Genomic DNA, 19,676 nt, shown 5'->3' on the forward strand with positions numbered 1-19,676 from the left:
CCCATGCTCGCGCCCGACCTGTCCATCGCCGAATTCATTCCCCTGTCCGCCCATGTGTCGCCGCACGTGGTCAAGACGACGGGCGGTGATTTCCTGCTGACGTGGCGGCTGGACGGGCTCCCGTTCGTGGGACGCGAGGAGTGGGAACTGGAGCACCGCCACAACACGTTCAACCGCATGCTGCAGACGTTGCGTGCCCCCGACTTCGTCAATGTCGCCTTCTGGGTCCATGACCTGCGGCGTCGCGGGCGGGTCCGGTCGGGTGCGCGCTTCGACCAGACGTTCAACCAGGAACTGTCGGACGGATACTTCGACGCTTTGTCGGCGCAGAAGATCATGCAGAACGAGCTGTACCTCACGATGATCTATCGGCCCATCGTGATGGGGAAGAAATTCGTCGAGAAATCCGCCAGCGTGCCGCGCCTGCAGGCCGAGCAGGACCAGGCGGTGGCCAAGATCATGGAACTGGCGGGTAATGTCGAGGCGGTGCTGAAGGACTACGCGCCGACACGGCTGGGCATGTACGAATCCGCTGCGGGCGGGGTGTTCTCCGAGACGCTGGAGTTCTTCGGCTTCGTCCTCAACCGCATTTCCGAGCCGGTGCCGGTCCTGCGTGCGCCGCTCTACGACTATCTTGCGGTGAGCCGCCACATGTTCTCGTCCAAGACCGGCGACTTCGTTGTCAGCACGCCGGACGGGCAGAACCACTTCGGTGCCATCCTCAACATCAAGGAGTACACCGACGGTACGTGGCCCGGGATCCTCAACGGACTGAAGTACCTGGATTTCGAGTACGTCATCACCCACTCGTTCAGCCCGATGGGCCGCCAGGACGCGCTGAAGGTGCTGGATCGCACCAAGGGCATGATGATCTCGTCCGGCGACAAGGCGGTCAGCCAGATCGCCGAGCTCGATGGCGCCATGGACCAGGTTGCGTCGGGCAACTTCGTGCTGGGTGAGTACCACTTCATCATGACGCTGTATGCGGAGAGCCAGGAGCGCCTGTCGCAGAACGTGGCGGTGACGCGTGCGGAACTCTCCAATGCCGGCTTCGTTTCGGCCAAGGAGGACCTGGCCGTCTGCTCGTCCTTCTATTCCCAGTTGCCTGGCAACTGGCGCTACCGGACGCGCCTGGCCAATGTCAGCTCACTGAACTTCCTGGGTCTGTCGCCGCTGCACAACTTCGCGACCGGCAAGCGCGACAACAATCCCTGGGGCGACTGCGTCACCGTGTTGCAGACGACCAACGGGCAGCCGTACTACTTCAATTTCCACGCGACGCACCCGGCCGAGAACTCGCTGGGCGAGAAGGCGATCGCCAACACCATGGTCATCGGCAAGTCCGGTACCGGCAAGACGGCGCTGATCAACTTCCTGCTGAGCCAGGTGCAGAAGTTCGATCCGGTACCCACCATCTTCTTCTTCGACAAGGACCGCGGCGCGGAGATCTTCGTGCGTGCGTGCGGTGGCAACTACCTGGCGCTGGAGAATGGGCAGCCGACCGGCTTCAATCCATTCCAGTGCGAGCGCACCGACGCCAATGTGCAGTTCCTCGCCGGGCTGGTGAAGGTGCTGGTGGGTAAGGTCCATTACACCGCCCGTGAGGACGAGGACGTATTCCGCGCCGTCGAAGCCATGCTCGACATGCCGCTGCATCTGCGGTCGATGACCAATTTCCAGAAGAGTCTGCCCAACATGGGCGACGACGGACTCTACGCGCGACTGCGCAAGTGGACGGCTGGCAACGCGCTCGGCTGGGTGTTCGACAATCCGGTGGACACCATCGATCTCAGCCGCGCCAGCATCATCGGCTTCGACTACACCGACGTCATCGAGAACGCCGAGATCCGGGTCCCCGTCATCAATTACCTGCTGCACCGGCTGGAGGAGTTGATCGACGGCCGGCCGCTGATCTACGTGATGGACGAGTTCTGGAAGATCCTCGACGGCGGCGGTGCGCTCAAGGACTTCGCCAAGAACAAGCAGAAGACCATCCGGAAACAGAACGGCCTCGGCATCTTCGCCACGCAGAGCCCCGAGGACGCGCTGGCCAGCGATATCTCCGCCGCGCTCATCGAGCAGACCGCCACGCTGATCCTGTTGCCGAATCCGAATGCGGCGCGTGAGGACTACATTGACGGCCTGAAGCTGACCGACGCGGAGTTCGAGGTGATCAAGAGCCTGGACGAGCGCTCGCGCTGCTTCCTGGTCAAGCAGGGTCATGCCTCGACGGTGTGCCAGCTCAACCTGCGGGGCATGGACGACGCCCTCGCCGTGATCTCCGCCAGCACCGACAATATCGAGATCATGCACCGGATCGTCGATGACGAGGCCATGCGTCTTGGCATCGACAAATCCGATCTGTTGCCCGAACAGTGGCTGCCGCGCTTCCAGCAGGAACGGAAGGGGTCGCGCAGCCGCCGTGAACCATCTGCTTCATCGTCCCACCCGGAAGACCGTTCCACCGGCCCGCGTTCCACGCGGCCTACCTACTCCAGCATCCAGCGCTGAACGGATAGCAGAGGACACCACCATGAACCCGCTGACATCGCACGTTGCCTCCCGTCATATCGCCACCGCGCTGCTCGTTGTCGGCCTGGGAGTCGCCGCTGGCGCCCAGGCGCAATGGCGCGTCGTCGACAACGCCGCCAACACAAAACTGCAGGACATGAACGGCCGCATCGGTACCACCAGCGCCAACGGCAATGGCAATGGCACCGTAAACGGCAACCTGCGCGAGCTTTACCAGCAGCAGGTCTTCGAATCGTTCAACGGCAACAACGACGACAGCAAGGCCGCGCCGGAGCCGGAAGAGAAGCTGCAGCATGCGCAGCCTACCCAGAGCGGCGTCAACATGAATGCGGACAACCGCTGCAAGCAGGCTACCAGTGGTGTCGCCCAGCAGCAGTACCAGCTGTGCCGCGAGATCGTCAACACGGAGCTGGCGAAGTACAACTACTCACTGAAGATGTACGAAGTGACGACGCAACGCCAGCGCTACCTTGACGAACTGAAGCGCCAGCGCGGCAACATCCGCAGCCATGAAGTCGGCAAGCTGCAGGACAACACGAACCGCATCCTCCTGCTGATGTCGCAGATGGAAATCGATCGCCAGCAGCAACAGACCTACATGGATGCCTACGTCGCCCGGATCGGCTATCTGCAGGAAGCGAGCAAGACGCTTTCGCAGCAGGCCCTGGAGGGCAAAGGGAACACGTCCGGCCCCGGAGGTTTGGGTGGTCTTATTGGCGGTGCGGTGGGCATCGGCACCCTGAAGTTGGCGCTGGACGCAGCACAGTCCAGGCGCCGTCACTGACCTGATCCGGAACACGGGCTCCGACACAGGATGCGTCGGAGCCGAACGAAGGAATGAACATGGTGTACTTGCCTTCATTGGACAACGGGCTCGCTTCCCTGCTGCGTGGCATGGAGGCGGCAATCGGCGCGGTGGAGCGCTGGGCGTTCTTCAGGTTGATCTTCGATTGGATCGACGAGGAGATCAGCATCTTCCGTGACAACCTGCTCGGTGCGATGGCCGAGTGGGTGGGCGGCATTGCCTTTGTCCTGCTCACGCTCTGGGTATTGCTGCAGGGTTACCGGATCGTCACCGGCCAGTCTCGGCAATTCATGATGGAGCTGGTGGTGAAATCGTTGAAGTGGGTGCTGATCATCACGGTGGCCACAACGTTTGCGATGGGAAGCAGCGACATCCACCAGCTGTTGACCGACGACATGCCCCGTACGATCAACAAACTCGTCACCGACGAGGACGAAGGGCCCGAGGACTCCATCGACGACAACCTTCAACAGATGGAACTGGCGATGGTGGCCATCGATGCGCTCTACACCAGCTTCGATGAAACCCTGCAGGAAGCGAAGACCCGGACCATGTGGTTTACAGGCGTGGGCGTCGCCGGCCCATCGTTGATGGGAGGCGCGATCCTCCTGATGTACAAGATGGCCATGGCACTGTTCGTGGGCCTCGGGCCGTTCTTCATCCTGACCCTAGGCTTCGAACAGACCAAGGGCATGTTCCAGAAATGGATCTGGTACGGCGTCGGGACCATGTTCTCGCTGGCCGTCCTCAGCTTCACGGTATCGATGATCTCCAAACTGCTGGGCGTGGTGGCGGTTTCGTTCGCCGCCCAGTACGTGGCGTTGCTGGCGACCAATACGTCGACGCAAGGCGTCAGCAGCATGGCGATGCAGCAGGGTGGCCTCGGCCTGCTGATGACCTTGTTCCTGGTCACTGTTCCACCGATGGCGGCCGCGTTCTTCCAGGGTACTGTCGGTCAGTTCATGGCGTACAACGCGTTTGGGCAAGGGCAGGCAGTGCAGCCGACGAACTCGGGCTACACCCCAGTTCCAAGCCAGCCTGCGCCGGGACCGGCGGATGCCAGAGCTACCGTGCAGGGCGGCATGCCCAACGGAAGTCATAGGAGCGTAGGCTAGATGCGCACACTTATGAGTTTCATAGCACTTGTCGCAGGGTCGCTCATATATAGCGGCCAAGCATCCGCGCAGATGGCGTGCCCACAAGGCGTGACGCCGGGGAGCTCCCAATGTTTGCCCTCAGGCGGCGCCGCTGCGCCGCCTCCACGTCAGCCCCGTTGGGCGCTTACGTGGGGAGCGATGGCTGAAGATCGGAAAGCGTCGATCGTGGGTACGTCAAGCGGTGAGCCATCGCGTAGGGCTGCGCAGCGAGCCGCAGTGAAAAAATGCGAGACGATGGGCGGGGTGGGGTGCAAGGCGGTCTATTCGTACAAGAACACGTGCGCGGTGATAGCAGAGCCGATTGCCCTTCTGGAGTCCATGCGCGGGTACTACCAGAACGGGCCTACGGTAGAAGAGGCTACGCGTCTGGTGATGCCTCAATGCAGGGATGGAAACGGTGGCAACGAATGCCGCGTCATCTATTCGAACTGCACTGCCCCCGTCTTGCAGCATTGATATCTTCATGGAGCTGAGAGTTTGGCCAAGTTTGATGGACGCCCCGGGAGCATGAAAGCCATGATCGCGCTTTTACCTCTATGCGGCAGCTTAAGTGCGGCGACATTCGCCCAGACGGCATGCCCTCATGGAGTGACACCTGGCAGCTCGCAATGCTTGCCTAGTGGCGGTGGGGGAGTCTCACCGCCCACGCCTCCTCGCTGGAGACTTACGTGGGGCGCCATGGCCGAGGATGTCACTACTGGCTACGTAGGCACATCTACAGGCCAGTTAAGCCGTCGCGCGGCCCGCCAAGAGGCGGTGAGGAAATGCGAAGGAATGGGCGGGAAGAACTGCAAGCCAATCTTCGATTACAAGAACAACTGCGCGGTTGTTGTAGAGCCCGTGCAGTTTGTCCAGGGAAGCTCGATCGCCGTATATCGTGACGGATCTACTGTGGAGGATGCGTCGGGTGTGGCGCTTGCGAACTGCAGACAGCAGAACGGACGAGAGTGCAAGGTGAATTACTCGAACTGTTCCAATCCAGTACTTGTCAACTAGAGCGAGACATACGACGCCCGTGGCAGGCGTTGGTCCGGCGATGGCAAGTGGTTGCGACGGGCATGGAATCTGGGTCCCAGCCCAGCGTGCTTATCAGTAGAGGAGTTGGCGATGGACGAGAGACCGGTGGGACGAAGGCGGCCAGCGAAGATGGCCGCGACGCTTCTTCTCCTTTCACAGACAGCCTGCAGTGGTGCCATGAACAGTCAATCAAACCCCCAATTCACTGAAAATCCCACGCCGCGCCAGGCCTATCGGCTGACGCTGCGCATCGAAGGTGCGCCCGGGCCGTTGGAAGTGGTATCCAGCGCTGCCCAGTACGACGTGGTGAACCACGAGTGCCTGCCGCCGCCGAAGGACAATCCGGGTGGGCACACCTCGCCGGTGCCGACGCACGACATCCCGTTCCGCCTCGAGCGCGTGTCCGACAGCGAGTACGCCGGTGTCTTCTATACCGACGGCATGGTTGATGCCGAGTACCACGGTCGCGGCGTATGCCGGTGGGAGCTGATCCAGGCGCAGGTGCAGCTGCGTGCGCCAGGCGCGGAAGGGGATACGCACTTCGTGGCCAAGCTCAACGGCGATGAGCTGCCGCAGGGCGCGCCCAAGGCGTTCCATTACTGGAAGGCGCGTTATCCGAAGGAAGCAGGATCGGAAGGCTATCGGGATTTCGGACAGCCTGATCTGCAGAAGGTGCCGGCAGATCAGCGTGATGACTTCTTCGGAATCGTGCTGACCGCCAAGGAGGCCTGACCATGGGACTCACGTCGCAACAGTACGCGTACCTGGCGGATCACAGCTATGACCGTGGTGGCCAGATGCAAGATCTGGTCAACAAGGACGTGGTGATCGGAGGCGAGCGCTACCGCGTGATCGACTACGTCGACAACCCGCGCACGGGATACCAGGGCACGATCTATCAGCACGAGGCCAGCGGCGCCGTAGTCGCCGCACATCGCGGCACGGAGTTCGGGCGGGAGGCGTTCCGCGATGGCGTCATCGCGGATGCCGGCATGGTGTTCACGCGGACCAACAGTCAGGCGGCCGATGCCGTCGAACTGACCCGTCGCGCGGTGGAGTACGCGGAGCGCCAGGGGCGCGAGCCCGGCAGGACGGCTCCCGAGGTCACGGTCACGGGACACTCGCTCGGCGGGACGCTGGCGCAGGTCTCGGCCCACCACTTCGATCTGCGCGGAGAAACGTTCAATGCGTACGGCGCTGCCAGCCTGGATCGTCGCATCCCGGAAGGTGGCGACCGCGTCACCAATCACGTGATGGCGGTTGATGCGGTCAGTTCCGCGAGTCCGCACTACGGACAGGTGCGCACCTACGCCACGCCGCAGGAGATCCAGACACTGCATCGCACGGGCTACCACGACAACATCATGCGCGACCTGTTGCAGCGGGACATGCCGCTGACCGCGTCCGTGATGTCCGGTGGCTCGCACAGCATGCACAACTTCCTGCCGGTGGATGGCGATGGGCGGCCCGACCGCTCGGTGCTGCAGGACCCGGCTGCGCGACGACTCGCGGACGAGCATCGCGGGATCATTGCCGACTACCGGGACGATGTCGGCGACCTGCGTCGTGGCGTGACGATCACGGCACGTGGCCCCGTGGGCCTGGTGCTGGACGGGATTGATCGCATCCGTGGTCCCTTGCCGGCGGGCGAGCCTGCGGCGCGCGAGGAGCGCCAGCGCCAGGATCGCACGTCGCAGGTCGACCCGCAGTCGAACATCGACGGGGCCTTCCGGACATCGCACGAGACAGGGCGCTCGGTTCCCGAGGTGGAACGCCTGCTGGCGGCAGCGCGCGAGCGCGATCCTGCCGCATTGCAGTTGGCACAGAACGATCTGCAAGCCTCGCCTGCGGGCGCGGCGTGGCGCGAGCGGGTCGAGCTTCACCAGCGCGAGCTGGCGGCGCAGGAGCGTATGCCGAATACCGTGCAGGTCGAGCAGCGGACGCCGACGCAGTTGGATATCGCGCGCTGATCCTGCGGCAACCCGGCAAAGCACGAGAGTCCATGTACTACGAGGAACGTAGCCATGAAACGAAGCATAAAATTCATCATCCCGCTGAGCCTGCTGGTGCTGTTCGATCTCAGTGCGCAGTCCAGCAGCGGCTACTACCAGCGCCTGTACTACCGCATGGACGATCCGTTCGTGTTCTGCACGCAAGGGCAGGACATCAAGCGCAACCCGGCGCCCTGCTGGAAGCCGATGCCGCCCTTCACCGGCGCCTACATGCTGATGCCGTACTGCCGACCTCCGAATCCCTATGGCAAGAACTGGACGCAGGACGACACGCTGTCCTTCCGCCAGTACCTGAGCGTGTGTCCCCAGGCGATCACTTCCGGGCGCTGGGAAGGAAGTGGCCGCCCGGAATACACCCCGATCAGCCATTGAGGACGGCGTGGCGACATCCGATGCACCGACCGTGTCGTCCCATGGAACTGCCCACATGAGGTTGCAACAGATGAAACAGCTTTCCTCCCTGCTCCTGGTCTCGATGGCAGTACTCGCCAGTGGCTGCGACGCGCAGGCGCCGCGGCCGGCGGATGCAGCAACCCAGGATGCAGCCCCCCAGAAGAAGGATCAGGACATGTCAGAGCTGAAACCGCCCACCGCGGACAGCGTGTTGTATTTCATCTACCAGCGCGACGGCGACGGTGCGGTCAGCTACAAGGTCGATGGCGGCGCCATCGTCAGCTACTGGTACGGTCACGAGTTCGATCTCAACGGGAAACACTACTTCACCGGCTTCGGAAGCAAGAGCCAGGGCGAAGGGCCGGAAGGCGACGACGGCATGATGGATCCGGAGCATGTCGCCATTTCGCAGGCGACGTTCACGCGCGTCGACAAGGACGGAAAGCAGGAGTGGTCGAAGCCCGATACCGATGGCTATGTCGGCGAGTTCGGTCGATTGGGGCGTGCGGATGAGATCGATACATCGCGCAAGGCGCAGGGGCATGCGACGTCTGATGGCCGTTATGTATTGGCCGTTCCTACGCGGGACTTCATGAATGGTGAGGACGTGCAGTCGTTCGCCATGTTCCTCTTCGATCCAGACGGAAAGGATGCATTGTCGTTCCGTCAGTGGGGATACCTCGGCAGCGTGCGGGTGGGCGGGGACAATCGGGAGGCCTGCAGCGACGGCCAGGTGATGCCATGCACAGCCAGTACCGGCGCGCTGACCTTCGAGCCCGCGACGGACGGTGGACTTCCGTCGTTGAAAGTCACTCCTTCGGGAAGCACGATTTCCGGTCCGGACAAGGTGCGCGCACTTGGTCCCGCGGATGCGGTAACCTACCGCTTCGACGCGAATGCGGGGCGCTACACGCCCTGACCCTTTCGAGTTGACCGCCCTGTACAAGGCTCACGGATGGAGCCCGGTTGACGTCCTGCGACCCACGGTCGCGAACTTCAGCAAGAGGAGCCAGTGATGGCCAGTGACTACACCCGTGAACAAATCCTCGACATTGTCGAACGCCAGGCACAGGCGAGCGGCATCCCGCGCGAGGACTTCCTGCGGTTCGCCTATATCGAGACAGGCGGCCGCTTCAATCCCGATGCCAGCAATCCCAGCGGTGCGAAGGGGCTGTTCCAGTTCATGCCGGGCACCGCGGCGCAGTACGGCATCGCCGGCCGCGAGTTCGACCCGGCGGAGAGTACGCGCGCAGCGGCAGAGCTCTATCGCGACAACATGGCCGACATCACGCGTCGGCAAACGCGCAGCGGGCACGATTTCCTGTCCGGGCAGGAAACCCCAAGCGGACTGGATCTGTACCTGGCACACCAGCAGGGCGCTGCAGGCTACGCGTCCATCCAGAGCGCGATCGCGACGGGCGAGTTCACTCGCGACGATACGCGCCGCAACATCCTCAATAACATCAGTGCGCGCGATGCCGAACGGCTGACCGGCCATACGACGGACGAGCTGCGAGGGCTTGGCGATCGTGAGCTGGCCACGGCGTTCTCGCAGTACTGGAATGGCAAGTACGCCGCCATCAGCATCCCCGATCGTGGCATCCAGGCAGGCCAGCCCGATGCGGCAGCGCGCGAGCGGACGTCGCCGCTGGCCGATGGCGTGCTGCAGAGCGGTGAACGTGGAGAGGAAGTGCGCGCCCTGCAGACGTCGTTGAACCAGCTTGGCTTCCGTGATGGCCAAGGCGCGGAACTGGAGACGCGTTCGGGCATCTACGGTGGCAAGACGCAGGAAGCGGTGCGCGCCTTCCAGGCGGCGAACCAGTTGGAAGCGACCGGCAATGCCGATGCACGTACGCGCGAGGTGATTGCCCAGCAACTGGCGCTGCCGGAGCAGGAGCGCAATCGTCCCCAGGCCGTCGAAGCGCAGCAGCGCGAAGGCGGGCTGGCCTGGCCGACGCCGGGCAACCGCGACATCAACGAGGCCGACAAGCCGCGCGAAGGCCGGGGCGAGTTCGGTACGCCGCGCAGCGGTGGCCGACGCCATGGCGGCATCGATATCCAGGGCGATGTCGGCGATCCGGTGGTGGCCGTGGCGGCGGGCACGGTGGTGGTGCGTCCGAACAACGGTGCGGCCGGCAACACCGTGCATGTACGACACGACGACGGCACGCTGACTAAGTACTTCCATCTCGACGAGTTCAGCGTGCGCAACGGGCAGCGCGTGGAGGCCGGGCAGCAGATCGGCACCATGGGCAGGACCGGCAACACGCCGGCACAGGGCGATACGCATCTGCATTTCGAGATGTGGCGCGATGGCCGCCAGGTGGACCCGTTGCCGCACCTGCAGGGCGCCGAGCGTGATGCTGCCGTTCCCACTCGTGCGGCAACACCTGAGGTGCTGCGCGATGGCTCGTCGGGCGCCTCGGTGCGTGAGCTGCAGCAGCAGCTCAACCAGTTGGGTTATCGCGGCGCCGATGGGCAGCCGCTGGAAACCACCTCGGGCAAGTTCGGCCCCCAGACCGAGCACGCCCTGCGTGCGTTCCAGGCAGACCGTGGGTTGAAAGTGGATGGCGAGTACGGCGACCGCTCCCGCGAGGCGTTGACCACGGCCACGCGCGATGCGGCGCGCGACACTACACCCGCAGAGACCACGCCTCAGACAGTACGCGGTGAGGATGCACAGCGCTCGTTCGTGGATCGCATGTTTGCCGCGATGCATGGGGGTGACGATCGCGCCATGCGCCAGGCGCTGGATGACTACCTCAAGACGCCAGGCGGGCAGGGATGGCAGCAGAAGGAGCAGCCGGTCGCCGAGCAGCAGGTCGCGCAGCCACGTGACCAGACCGGCGCGTCGCGCTGACGTAGCGATCGGATGCATGGGCCGGGAGACCGGCCCATGCTTTTCCTGGCGAAACGCCTCGGACGTGCCCTGTCAGGTCAGCCAGGCGCGTCCGATCTGGTACAGGCTGATGCACAGCACCAGCATGCCGACGATCTTCAGCACGATGCGCTCGGAGACGTGCCGTACGAACCACGCAGCGAAGGGCGCCGCGATGGCGCCGCCGACCAGCAGGCCCAGCACGATCTCCAGATGGTCCAGGCCGATGGTCAACATGAAGGTGATCGATACGACCAGGGTGATCACGAACTCGGAGGCGCTGACGGTGCCGATGGTCGTCCGTGCCTGACCGCCGCGGGCGAGGAGCGTGGAGGTGGCCAGAGGACCCCAGCCACCGCCGCCGGTGGCATCGAGCAGGCCGGCGAAGAATCCCAGCACAGGCACGCGCTTGACCTGTTCGCGCGGCACCCAGCGACCGAACGAGCGCACCAGGATCAGCACGGCCAGCGCCAGCAGGTACAGATAGACGAACGGCCGGATGGCGTCGCCGGGAAGGCGTGTCAGCACGTAGGCGCCGATCGCGCCGCCTACCGAGCCGGGGATCGTAAGTCGCCAGAACAGGCGTTTGTCGACGTTGCGGAAGTAGGCGTGCGACGCTCCCGACACCCCCGTCGTGACCACTTCGGCGGCATGCACGCTGGCGCTCACGGCCGCCGGCGGCAGGCCCATGCTGAGCAGGATGGATGAGCAGATCAGGCCGAACGCCATGCCGAGCGCGCCGTCCACCAGTTGCGCGCCAAGACCGATGAGGACGAACCAAAAAAACTCGCTGCCAAACTCCATCCCGATGTTTCCAGCCGGCGTGGGGTGCCGTGGGTATCAGGTGGCAGGATACAGGGCGCGATTGTTCGCGCTTCGCGGAGCATGAGGCTGCATTTGCGATGCCGCTTCGGTGGAAGGCAGGGGCAATGGCGGGCACCGGCCTGAAGGCGACACAATGCGCCGACATCAGGCTGCTAGCCGGTAATGCACCGAAGGATGCGGGGCGTATGCGGCACGGGGCCGCATACCGCGTGGCGTTCGATCAGCGCGTGCCGTACAGCACGACGGTCTTGCCGCGTGCGTGGAGGGCGCCGTCCGCCTGCAGCTTCTTCAGTACGCGGCCGGCCATTTCGCGCGAGCAACCGACCAGGCGCGCCAGCTCCTGGCGGGACACGCGCAGCTGCGTACCCTGCGGGTGGCTCATGGCTTCCGGTTCGCGGGCCAGATCGTGCAGGGTGCGGATGATGCGGTCGGTGACGTCCAGGAATGCCAGGCGGCTGGCTTTCCTGCTGGTGTCCAGTAAACGCCGCGAGAGCTGGGCGCCGATGGCGTAGAGCAGCTTGGGGGCATCGGCCGACAGCGTCCCGAGGAACAGTTGGTGCAGGCGCTCGTAGCTCACTTCCGCCAGCTCGCACTGGGTGCGGGTGCGGAGGATGACCTCGCGGCGGTCGGATTCGATGAACAGGCCCATCTCGCCGACGAATTCGCCGGAGCCGAAGTAGCCGAGGACCAGCTCGCGGTCGTCGTCTTCCTCGGTGATGATGCTGACCGAGCCGCTGACCACGTAATACAGCGTGCCAGCCGGGTCTCCGGGCCGGAACACGTCGGCGCGGGCCGGGTAGCGGCGCCGGTGGCTGTGGGCCAGGAAGCGCTCAAGCGTGGCGTTGTCCGGCGTCAGGGGGCTGGCGGCGGGGCGAGCGGGGGCTGAAAGGGGGATGCCTGGGCTCATGGTGGTCACGGCTTGTAATTCAGGAAGCTTAGTCCGAATACGTAGCCGACGGCAAACGCAGGCCATGCAAGGGCTGGGCCAGTCTGTGACGGTGTACCGACGGGCGGGCAACGGACATTTCGCTGTCACCCCTAATGGCGCATAATCCGCCCCCTTATCCGACACCCCCTGAGAGGGACCACCGCCGTGGTAAAACCCCTGCCTCGCCTGCGGCTGCAAGGCTTCAACAACCTCACCAAGGCGCTGAGCTTCAACATCTACGACGTTTGCTACGCCTCGTCCGAGGATGAGCGCCGACGCTACATCGAGTACATCGACGAGGAATACAACGCCGATCGCCTGACCCAGATCCTCACGGATGTGGCGGAGATCATCGGCGCCAACATCCTGAACGTGGCCCGCCAGGACTACGACCCGCAGGGTGCGTCGGTGACGATCCTCATTTCCGAGGAGCCGGTGATCGACAAGAAGGATGCGGGCAAGGAGATCATCTCCGACGCGGTGGTGGCCCACATGGACAAGTCGCACATCACCGTGCACACGTATCCGGAAACCCATCCGGACAATGGCATCGCGACCTTCCGTGCCGACATCGACGTGGCGACCTGCGGCGTGATTTCGCCACTGAAGGCGCTGAACTACCTGATCGAGAGCCTCGAGTCCGACATCGTCATCATGGATTACCGCGTGCGCGGTTTTACCCGCGACGTGAAGGGCAAGAAGCACTACATCGACCATAAGATCAATTCGATCCAGGATTTCCTGGCCAAGAACATCAAGTCGCGCTACGAGATGCTCGACGTGAACGTCTATCAGGAAAACATCTTCCACACGAAGATGCACCTGAAGGAGTTCGACCTCGACAACTACCTGTTCGAGGAGAAGGCCAAGAACCTGTCGTTCAAGGAGCGCATGAAGATAGAGGCGCGCCTGAAGCGGGAGATCGAAGAGCTGTACCACGGGCGCAACCTGCCGGAATGACAGGTTGGCGACGGGCGCGGGTTACATCCTGTTCGGGTGGCCCGCGTTAGTCTGCCCACACAAACGGCGGGACGACCCGCCCGCGGCGCGAGCCGCGCATCAGGACCGACGGCGGTCCGGAACGCGAGTTCCGGGCCGTTTCGCGTTATGGCCCGGGCAATCAACCTGAGGAGGTGACGTATGGCGTGGGTATATCTGGTGTTGGCGGGGCTGCTGGAAGTGGTGTGGGCGGTGGGCCTGAAGTATTCGGAAGGCTTCAGCCGGCTGTGGCCGAGCGTGATTACCGCCGTCGCGGCAGCCGCCAGCTTCTGGTTGTTGGCGGTCGCGCTCAAGCACATCCCGCTGGGCACGGGTTACGTGATCTGGGTGGGCATCGGCGCGGTAGGCACGGCCTTCGTCGGCATGTGGCTGTTCCAGGAACCTGCCACGGTCGCCCGGCTGGCATGCATCGGCCTGATCGTGGCCGGCATCGTCGGCCTGAAGCTGGCGTCCGCCTCGTAGGGCGGACGTCAGAGCCGGTAGGCCACGGCCTTCATCAGCTTCGACGCGCCGGCCATCAGGGTCGGGATCGGCGCCGGCAGGATGCGGGCGCCCGCCTGCTCCGCATGGTCGGCATGGCGGGCCTCGTCGGCCTTCATGACCTTCAGGATCTCGCGGCTGCGCAGATCGGCGGGCGGCAGGGTTTCCAGGTGCTCGTCGAGGTGCGCTTCCACCTGATGTTCGGTCTCGACCACGAAGCCGAGGCTCCAGCCATCCCCGCGCAGGCCGGCGAGGGCGCCGAGCGCGTAGCTGCCGGCGTACCAGAGCGGGTTGAACAGGCTGGGCCGGCTGTCCAGCTCGCGCAGGCGGTCCGCGCACCAAGCGAGGTGGTCGGTCTCTTCCTGTGCCGCATCCAGCAGGTGGGCGCGGGTAGCGTCATCCCGGGCCACGGCCGCCTGGCCGAAGTACAGGCCCTGGGCGCAGACCTCGCCGACATGGTTGATGCGCATCAGGCCAGCGGCGTGGCGCTGCTCGTCCGGCTCCAGGGCAACCTCGGGGGTGTCGCCGGCCGGGTTGGCGCGCTGGGCGGGCGGACTGCCAAAGACCGTGTCCAGGCCGCGCTGGGCCTCCACCAGCCAGTGATCGAGGGGCGAGAAAGTCCGCGTATTCATGGGGGCATTGTGCCGTCTCGACGGACTTCACGTCTGCTCGGAGGAGGCTCGCCAGCCGGTTTGGGCGTGGGTTGCGCACTGCCGCAAGGCCCCGTACAATCCCACCTCTTCCGTTTCACCCTTCACAACGCGTGGCAAAGTTCCGCCCGGGAAACCGCGGAATCCGCCCGACCAGACACACGAGAGTTACATGAGCACCTTTACCGCCAAGTCAGAGACCGTCCAGCGCGACTGGTACGTCGTCGACGCAGCAGGCAAGACCCTGGGTCGCCTGTCCACCGAGCTGGCCCGCCGTCTCCGCGGCAAGCACAAGCCCGTCTATACCCCTCACGTTGATACCGGCGACTACCTCGTCGTGATCAATGCCGAGAAGATCCACGTCACCGGCAACAAGCTGGCCGACAAGAAGTACCACCGCTTCACCGGCTACATCGGCAACCTGAAGACCGAGACGCTGGCGCAGGCGCTGGAGCGCCATCCGGAGCGCGTCATCGAGACCGCCGTGAAGGGCATGCTGCCGAAGGGTCCGCTGGGCCGCGACATGTATCGCAAGCTCAAGGTCTACGCCGGCCCGAATCATCCGCACGCCGCTCAGCAGCCGCAGGTCCTGGACATCTAATCATGGCTATCACTCAGAACTACGGCACCGGCCGTCGCAAGTCCTCCACCGCCCGCGTGTTCCTGCGCAAGGGTTCCGGCAACATCACGGTCAATGGTCGTCCGCTGGACGAGTTCTTCGGTCGCGAGACCGGCCGCATGATCGTGCGCCAGCCGCTGGAGCTGACCAAGAACACCGAAAACTTCGACATCACCGTGACGACCACCGGTGGCGGCATCACCGGCCAGGCCGGCGCCATCCGCCTGGGCATCGCCCGCGCGCTGGTTGAATACGATGAAACCCTGAAGTCGGAACTGCGCAAGGCAGGCTTCATGACCCGCGACGCCCGCGAAGTCGAGCGTAAGAAGGTCGGTCTGCACAAGGCGCGTCGCGCCACGCAGTTCTCCAAGCGCTAACAGACGCGCTACACTACGCGTCACTGGTTACACAGCCCCGTCGCCAAGCGGTAAGGCACCTGACTCTGACTCAGGCATTCGGTGGTTCGAATCCATCCGGGGCTGCCAATTTGACGTCCAACCGGACATCCGCAAAAGCCCGCCTTTGGCGGGTTTTTTCGTTGAGGGGTCATGCCGATGGTCGCGATGTTCCAACCCCCATTCTGCCCCGCTGACGAGGCCGTGCGCCGTGTGCAGGAGCGTGGCTACGCCGTGCTTGAGCCGCGGGCGATGGCCGATGCGACAGGCGCGGATCTGCAGGCGCTCGACGCACTGCTGCCCAGCTGGGATCGGCTGGAGGTGGATGGATACCTCAAGGATGGTGGACGCTATCGGCGACGCCGGCATTCCTGCTTCGTCGTCGACGCCGAGGGCGTGCAGCAGGCGCCGCACCGCGCGCACTGGCAGTCGCTGGACTACAACGCCCTGCACGGCGGCATGCAGCGCTGGTTCGAGCCGATCGAGCCCGCCGTCGCGGACGCCTCAGCCTGGCGACACCTGCTGGCGGGGCTTGGGCGCTGGTGCTCGGCGCTGAAAGGCGATCGTCCGTGGTATGTCGAGGCGCACCAGTTCCGCATCGACACCACCGACGGCATCGGCCGACCGACCCCGGAAGGGGCGCATCGCGATGGCGTGGACTTCGTCGCCGTGCTGTTGCTGGATCGGCAGGGCATCAAGGGCGGCGAAACCCGTGTGTTCGCGGCCGCAGGACCGGATGGGCAGCGCTTCACGCTGGAGGCGGCCTGGTCGTTGCTGTTCCTCGACGACGAGCGCGTGATTCACGAGTCCACCCCGATCCAGCCGCTGGACGGGCAAGGCCATCGCGATACGCTGGTGCTGACGTTCCGGCGGGATGGTTTCCAGGGCGATGTCGCCACGGGCTGACCGACGCGGGTATTTCGTTACAATTGAAACCATGGCGCGTGGGCGCCGGCATCTGGAGTGGCGATGAAGCTGGGTTCCCTGAAGGAAGGTGGTCGTGACGGCACGCTGATCGTTGTGTCGCGTGATCTGGCCCGCGGCGTGCGTGCCACCGGCATCGCGCCGACGCTGCAGCGTGCGCTGGAGGACTGGAGCAACACCGCGCCCCGCCTCAACGCGCTGTCCGAAGCATTGAATGCCGGCGACGCCGACGGCGCGTTCGACATCGACCTGCAGGCGCTCGCGGCGCCGTTGCCGCGCGCCTACGAGTTCGTCGACGGCAGTGCCTACCTGCCGCACGTGGAGCGCGTCCGCCGCGCGCGCAATGCGGAAGTCCCGGCGAGCTTCTACACCGATCCGTTGATGTACCAGGCCACCAGCGCCGCGTTTTACGGTCCGCGCGATCCGGTTAAGGTCGTCAGCGAGGAGTACGGCATCGACCTGGAGGCCGAGATCGTGGTCATCACCGACGACGTGCCGATGGCGGTCACGCCCGCGCAGGCCGCCGGCCATATCCAGCTGATCGGCCTGGTCAACGACGTATCGCTGCGCAACCTGATCCCGGGCGAACTCGCCAAGGGGTTCGGCTTCCTGCAGTCCAAGCCGCGTTCGGCACTGTCGCCGGTGTTCGTCACGCCGGATGAACTGGACGACGCCTGGCGCGACAACAAGGTGCACCTGCCGCTGGTCACGCACATCAACGGCGAATGGTTCGGCGCCCCCGAGGCGGGCGTGGACATGCAGTTCGACTTCGCTCAACTGGTTGCCCATGCCGCCAAGACGCGACCGCTGTCGGCCGGCGCCATCATCGGGTCCGGCACCATCGCCAACGAGGACACCTCGAAGGGCGCCTCCTGCTTCGCCGAGCAGCGCACGGTCGAGACCCTGCGCGACGGCAAGCCGTCGACGCCGTTCATGAGCTTCGGCGACGTGGTCCGCATCGAAATGACGGACCGTGACGGCCGTTCCATTTTTGGTGCGATCGAGCAGCGGATCGAGCCGCAACCCTTGCCTTGAAGATGCGCCCGGGCACAGTGTGACTCAGGGACGGTGCGGGGCAGGCATGGACGCGAACGACCGGTATTCGAAGGCGCAAACCGCGGGGAGCGGCTTGCATGGCTGAGCAACTGAAGCTGTATTCCTACTGGCGCTCCAGCGCCGCGTATCGCGTGCGTATCGGTCTGAACCTCAAGGGCCTGGCCTACGAGACCGTGCCCGTGCACCTGGTCCGCGACGGTGGACAGCAGCACGCGCCGGAGTACGTGGCCAAGAATCCCCAGCACATGGTCCCCACGCTACAGCATGGCGTGCGTGTGATCCGCCAGTCGCTGGCCATCCTGGAATATCTCGACGAAGCCTGGCCATCACCGCGCCTGCTGCCGATGACCGCCCGCGACCGCGCGCGTGTGCGCGCGCTGGCCCAGATGGTCGCGTGCGACATCCACCCCCTGAACAACCTGCGCGTGCTGCAGTTCTTCGAAGGCACCTGGAACGTGCCCCAGTCCGAACGCGAGGATTGGGTGAAGCACTGGATCGTGGAAGGCTTCGCGCCGATGGAGGCCCTGCTGGCCGGCGACGCCGCGACCGGGACCTTCTGCCACGGGCAGACGCCCGGCCTGGCCGACTGCTGCCTGGTGCCGCAGGTGTTCAACGCGCGCCGCTTCGGCGTGGACATGAGCGCTTTCCCGACCATCGTCCGCATCGAGCAGGCCTGTCTCGCACTGCCGGCCTTCGACCTGGCGCGGCCCGAGAACCAGCCGGACGCCAACGTCTGATCGGACCGGCGTAATGAAAACGGGCGGGTTTCCCCGCCCGTTCCGGCCCGCGATCGTCCGGCCTCAGCCGAACCCGTGCGTGATGCGCGGCGAGCTGCTGCCGGTGTCGTAGTCGGCGTAGGGATCGTGCTCGCCCTTGCTGCCTTCGGACAGGCGGAACTTCAGCGCCAGGCCATCGCGGGAGTCGGCGGCGCGCAGCGCTTCTTCCTGCTCGATCTGGCCTTCCTTGACCATGCGGAACAGGCACTGGTCGAAGGTCTCCATGCCTTCCTCCAGCGACTCTTCCATCGCGGCCTTGATCTCGTGCACCTGGCCGCGGCGCAGCAGGTCGCGGATCATCGGCGTGTTGATCAGCACTTCCGCGGCCGGCATGCGGCGACCGTCGGTGCCCTTCACTAGGCGCTGCGAGACCACGGCGCGCAGGTTCAGCGCCAGGTTCATCAGTACGTTCTTGTGGGCGCTTTCCGGGAAGAAGTTGAGGATGCGCTCGATGGTCTGGTCGGCGTTGTTCGAGTGCAGCGTCGCCAGGCACAGGTGGCCGGTTTCGGCGAACGCGATCGCGGCCTCCATCGTGGTGGCATCCAGGATCTCGCCGATCAGAATGACGTCCGGCGCTTCGCGCATCGCGTTCTTCAGCGCGTTGTGGAAGGCGTGCGTATCCAGGCCGACTTCGCGCTGGTTGACGATCGACTGCTTGTGCTTGTGCAGGTACTCGATCGGATCCTCGATGGTGAGGATGTGGCCGGTGCTGGTGGTGTTGCGGTAATCGATCATCGACGCCAGCGAGGTCGACTTGCCCGAGCCGGTGGAACCGACGATCAGCACCAGCCCGCGCGGGGTCATGATGATGTCCTTCAGCACCGGCGGCAGGTTCAGCTCTTCGATGGTCGGGATCACGCTGCGGATGGCACGGATGACCATGCCCACTTCGCCGCGCTGCTTGAACACGTTGACGCGGAAGCGGCCGGCGTCCTGCAGGGCGATGGCCATGTTGAGCTCGAGCTCGCGCTCGAACACCGGCACCTGGCCTTCGTCCATCAGCGAGTAGGCGATCTTCTTGACCATGCCGGGCGGCAACCCGGTATTGCCCAGCGGGTAGAGCTTGCCCTCGATCTTGATGTAGACCGGCGCCCCGGTCGTGAGGAACATGTCCGAGGCGTTCTTCTCGGTCATCAGCTTCAGGAAATAGCCGATGTCCATATGCAAAGCTCCCCACGATGCGCGGCGACGTTGCAACGGCGCCAAAGGCTTCCGACAATGGCCGCGCGC

At 64.5% G+C, this 19,676-nt stretch carries 19 protein-coding genes and 1 tRNA gene; 16 read left to right on the top strand and 4 right to left on the bottom strand.

Annotated features, from left to right (window positions below; genetic code table 11):
- The first annotated feature begins 3 nt into the window (after window positions 1-3).
- The 8 genes from IB225_RS09940 (at window position 4) to IB225_RS09985 (ending at window position 10,776) form a co-directional block, all read left to right on the top strand.
- Window positions 4-2,511 (top strand): VirB4 family type IV secretion/conjugal transfer ATPase, encoded by a 2,508-nt coding sequence (locus IB225_RS09940; protein WP_192311103.1) that lies wholly within the window; start codon window positions 4-6, stop codon window positions 2,509-2,511.
- 22 nt (window positions 2,512-2,533) lie between these two features.
- Window positions 2,534-3,316, top strand: coding sequence for a hypothetical protein (locus tag IB225_RS09945; protein WP_192311104.1), 783 nt, complete (start codon window positions 2,534-2,536; stop codon window positions 3,314-3,316).
- Between the two features lie 59 nt (window positions 3,317-3,375).
- Window positions 3,376-4,452, top strand: a complete 1,077-nt coding sequence (locus tag IB225_RS09950) for a type IV secretion system protein (protein ID WP_192311105.1) — start codon at window positions 3,376-3,378, stop codon at window positions 4,450-4,452.
- 1,236 nt (window positions 4,453-5,688) lie between these two features.
- Complete coding sequence (locus tag IB225_RS09965; RefSeq protein WP_192311108.1) at window positions 5,689-6,243, top strand: hypothetical protein; 555 nt, start codon at window positions 5,689-5,691, stop codon at window positions 6,241-6,243.
- 2 nt (window positions 6,244-6,245) lie between these two features.
- Window positions 6,246-7,481: a hypothetical protein gene (locus IB225_RS09970; RefSeq protein WP_192311109.1), complete on the top strand. Its 1,236-nt coding sequence runs from the start codon at window positions 6,246-6,248 to the stop codon at window positions 7,479-7,481.
- 54 nt (window positions 7,482-7,535) lie between these two features.
- Window positions 7,536-7,895, top strand: a complete 360-nt coding sequence (locus tag IB225_RS09975; RefSeq protein WP_192311110.1) for a hypothetical protein — start codon at window positions 7,536-7,538, stop codon at window positions 7,893-7,895.
- Complete coding sequence (locus tag IB225_RS09980; protein ID WP_192311111.1) at window positions 7,861-8,835, top strand: hypothetical protein; 975 nt, start codon at window positions 7,861-7,863, stop codon at window positions 8,833-8,835. The genes IB225_RS09975 and IB225_RS09980 overlap by 35 nt, the downstream gene beginning before the upstream one ends.
- Window positions 8,836-8,931: 96 nt before the next feature.
- A complete protein-coding gene (locus IB225_RS09985; RefSeq protein WP_192311112.1) occupies window positions 8,932-10,776 on the top strand; it encodes a peptidoglycan-binding protein in 1,845 nt (614 codons plus the stop codon).
- Between the two features lie 72 nt (window positions 10,777-10,848).
- On the opposite strand, the gene IB225_RS09990 is transcribed toward IB225_RS09985, so the two are convergent.
- Together IB225_RS09990 and crp are read right to left on the bottom strand one after the other, a co-directional pair.
- Window positions 10,849-11,598, bottom strand: a complete 750-nt coding sequence (locus tag IB225_RS09990; protein ID WP_192311113.1) for a sulfite exporter TauE/SafE family protein — start codon at window positions 11,596-11,598, stop codon at window positions 10,849-10,851.
- 241 nt (window positions 11,599-11,839) lie between these two features.
- A complete protein-coding gene (gene crp, locus IB225_RS09995; RefSeq protein WP_225583680.1) occupies window positions 11,840-12,526 on the bottom strand; it encodes a cAMP-activated global transcriptional regulator CRP in 687 nt (228 codons plus the stop codon).
- Window positions 12,527-12,712: 186 nt separating this feature from the next.
- On the opposite strand from crp, the gene speD reads away from it, so the two are divergent.
- On the top strand, window positions 12,713-13,507 hold the full coding sequence (gene speD, locus IB225_RS10000; RefSeq protein WP_055936923.1) for an adenosylmethionine decarboxylase: 795 nt from the start codon (window positions 12,713-12,715) through the stop codon (window positions 13,505-13,507).
- Between the two features lie 180 nt (window positions 13,508-13,687).
- Window positions 13,688-14,008 (top strand): quaternary ammonium compound efflux SMR transporter SugE, encoded by a 321-nt coding sequence (sugE, locus tag IB225_RS10005; protein ID WP_192311114.1) that lies wholly within the window; start codon window positions 13,688-13,690, stop codon window positions 14,006-14,008.
- Between the two features lie 8 nt (window positions 14,009-14,016).
- Here sugE and coq7 read toward each other — a convergent pair whose 3' ends face one another.
- On the bottom strand, window positions 14,017-14,658 hold the full coding sequence (gene coq7, locus IB225_RS10010; RefSeq protein ID WP_192311115.1) for a 2-polyprenyl-3-methyl-6-methoxy-1,4-benzoquinone monooxygenase: 642 nt from the start codon (window positions 14,656-14,658) through the stop codon (window positions 14,017-14,019).
- Between the two features lie 190 nt (window positions 14,659-14,848).
- On the opposite strand from coq7, the gene rplM reads away from it, so the two are divergent.
- From rplM to maiA, 6 genes are all read left to right on the top strand, one after another.
- Window positions 14,849-15,277, top strand: a complete 429-nt coding sequence (rplM, locus tag IB225_RS10015) for a 50S ribosomal protein L13 (RefSeq protein ID WP_055936916.1) — start codon at window positions 14,849-14,851, stop codon at window positions 15,275-15,277.
- Between the two features lie 2 nt (window positions 15,278-15,279).
- The gene (gene rpsI / locus IB225_RS10020) at window positions 15,280-15,672 is read left to right on the top strand and encodes a 30S ribosomal protein S9 (RefSeq protein WP_192311116.1); all 393 of its coding nucleotides are present in this window, start codon (window positions 15,280-15,282) and stop codon (window positions 15,670-15,672) included.
- 33 nt (window positions 15,673-15,705) lie between these two features.
- A tRNA-Gln gene (locus IB225_RS10025) sits at window positions 15,706-15,780 on the top strand.
- A gap of 78 nt (window positions 15,781-15,858) precedes the next feature.
- Window positions 15,859-16,596, top strand: coding sequence for a 2OG-Fe dioxygenase family protein (locus IB225_RS10030; RefSeq protein WP_192311117.1), 738 nt, complete (start codon window positions 15,859-15,861; stop codon window positions 16,594-16,596).
- A 63-nt stretch (window positions 16,597-16,659) separates the two neighbouring features.
- Complete coding sequence (locus IB225_RS10035; RefSeq protein ID WP_192311118.1) at window positions 16,660-17,649, top strand: fumarylacetoacetate hydrolase family protein; 990 nt, start codon at window positions 16,660-16,662, stop codon at window positions 17,647-17,649.
- A gap of 98 nt (window positions 17,650-17,747) precedes the next feature.
- Window positions 17,748-18,407 carry a maleylacetoacetate isomerase gene (maiA, locus tag IB225_RS10040; protein WP_192311119.1) on the top strand — a complete coding sequence of 220 codons (660 nt, stop codon included), beginning with the start codon at window positions 17,748-17,750 and terminating at the stop codon, window positions 18,405-18,407.
- Between the two features lie 63 nt (window positions 18,408-18,470).
- Here the strand turns inward: maiA and IB225_RS10045 are convergent, their stop codons facing one another.
- Window positions 18,471-19,607 (bottom strand): PilT/PilU family type 4a pilus ATPase, encoded by a 1,137-nt coding sequence (locus IB225_RS10045; RefSeq protein WP_062358309.1) that lies wholly within the window; start codon window positions 19,605-19,607, stop codon window positions 18,471-18,473.
- Window positions 19,608-19,676: the final 69 nt, after the last annotated feature.

The sequence above is a fragment of the Pseudoxanthomonas sp. PXM02 genome (genome assembly GCF_014851805.1).
Classification (GTDB): domain Bacteria; phylum Pseudomonadota; class Gammaproteobacteria; order Xanthomonadales; family Xanthomonadaceae; genus Pseudoxanthomonas_A.

What these genes read in the sequence shown, in the direction of transcription:
- IB225_RS09970 (WP_192311109.1), top strand. Translation starts at nt 6,246, where the DNA reads ATGGGACTCACGTCGCAACAGTACGCGTACCTGGCGGATCACAGCTAT.
- sugE (WP_192311114.1), top strand. Translation starts at nt 13,688, where the DNA reads ATGGCGTGGGTATATCTGGTGTTGGCGGGGCTGCTGGAAGTGGTGTGG.
- coq7 (WP_192311115.1), bottom strand. Translation starts at nt 14,658, where the DNA reads ATGAATACGCGGACTTTCTCGCCCCTCGATCACTGGCTGGTGGAGGCC.
- IB225_RS09985 (WP_192311112.1), top strand. Translation starts at nt 8,932, where the DNA reads ATGGCCAGTGACTACACCCGTGAACAAATCCTCGACATTGTCGAACGC.
- IB225_RS10035 (WP_192311118.1), top strand. Translation starts at nt 16,660, where the DNA reads ATGAAGCTGGGTTCCCTGAAGGAAGGTGGTCGTGACGGCACGCTGATC.
- IB225_RS09945 (WP_192311104.1), top strand. Translation starts at nt 2,534, where the DNA reads ATGAACCCGCTGACATCGCACGTTGCCTCCCGTCATATCGCCACCGCG.
- IB225_RS10045 (WP_062358309.1), bottom strand. Translation starts at nt 19,607, where the DNA reads ATGGACATCGGCTATTTCCTGAAGCTGATGACCGAGAAGAACGCCTCG.
- maiA (WP_192311119.1), top strand. Translation starts at nt 17,748, where the DNA reads ATGGCTGAGCAACTGAAGCTGTATTCCTACTGGCGCTCCAGCGCCGCG.
- IB225_RS09940 (WP_192311103.1), top strand. Translation starts at nt 4, where the DNA reads ATGCTCGCGCCCGACCTGTCCATCGCCGAATTCATTCCCCTGTCCGCC.
- IB225_RS09975 (WP_192311110.1), top strand. Translation starts at nt 7,536, where the DNA reads ATGAAACGAAGCATAAAATTCATCATCCCGCTGAGCCTGCTGGTGCTG.
- IB225_RS10030 (WP_192311117.1), top strand. Translation starts at nt 15,859, where the DNA reads ATGTTCCAACCCCCATTCTGCCCCGCTGACGAGGCCGTGCGCCGTGTG.
- rplM (WP_055936916.1), top strand. Translation starts at nt 14,849, where the DNA reads ATGAGCACCTTTACCGCCAAGTCAGAGACCGTCCAGCGCGACTGGTAC.
- crp (WP_225583680.1), bottom strand. Translation starts at nt 12,526, where the DNA reads ATGAGCCCAGGCATCCCCCTTTCAGCCCCCGCTCGCCCCGCCGCCAGC.
- IB225_RS09950 (WP_192311105.1), top strand. Translation starts at nt 3,376, where the DNA reads ATGGTGTACTTGCCTTCATTGGACAACGGGCTCGCTTCCCTGCTGCGT.
- IB225_RS09990 (WP_192311113.1), bottom strand. Translation starts at nt 11,598, where the DNA reads ATGGAGTTTGGCAGCGAGTTTTTTTGGTTCGTCCTCATCGGTCTTGGC.
- IB225_RS09965 (WP_192311108.1), top strand. Translation starts at nt 5,689, where the DNA reads ATGAACAGTCAATCAAACCCCCAATTCACTGAAAATCCCACGCCGCGC.
- rpsI (WP_192311116.1), top strand. Translation starts at nt 15,280, where the DNA reads ATGGCTATCACTCAGAACTACGGCACCGGCCGTCGCAAGTCCTCCACC.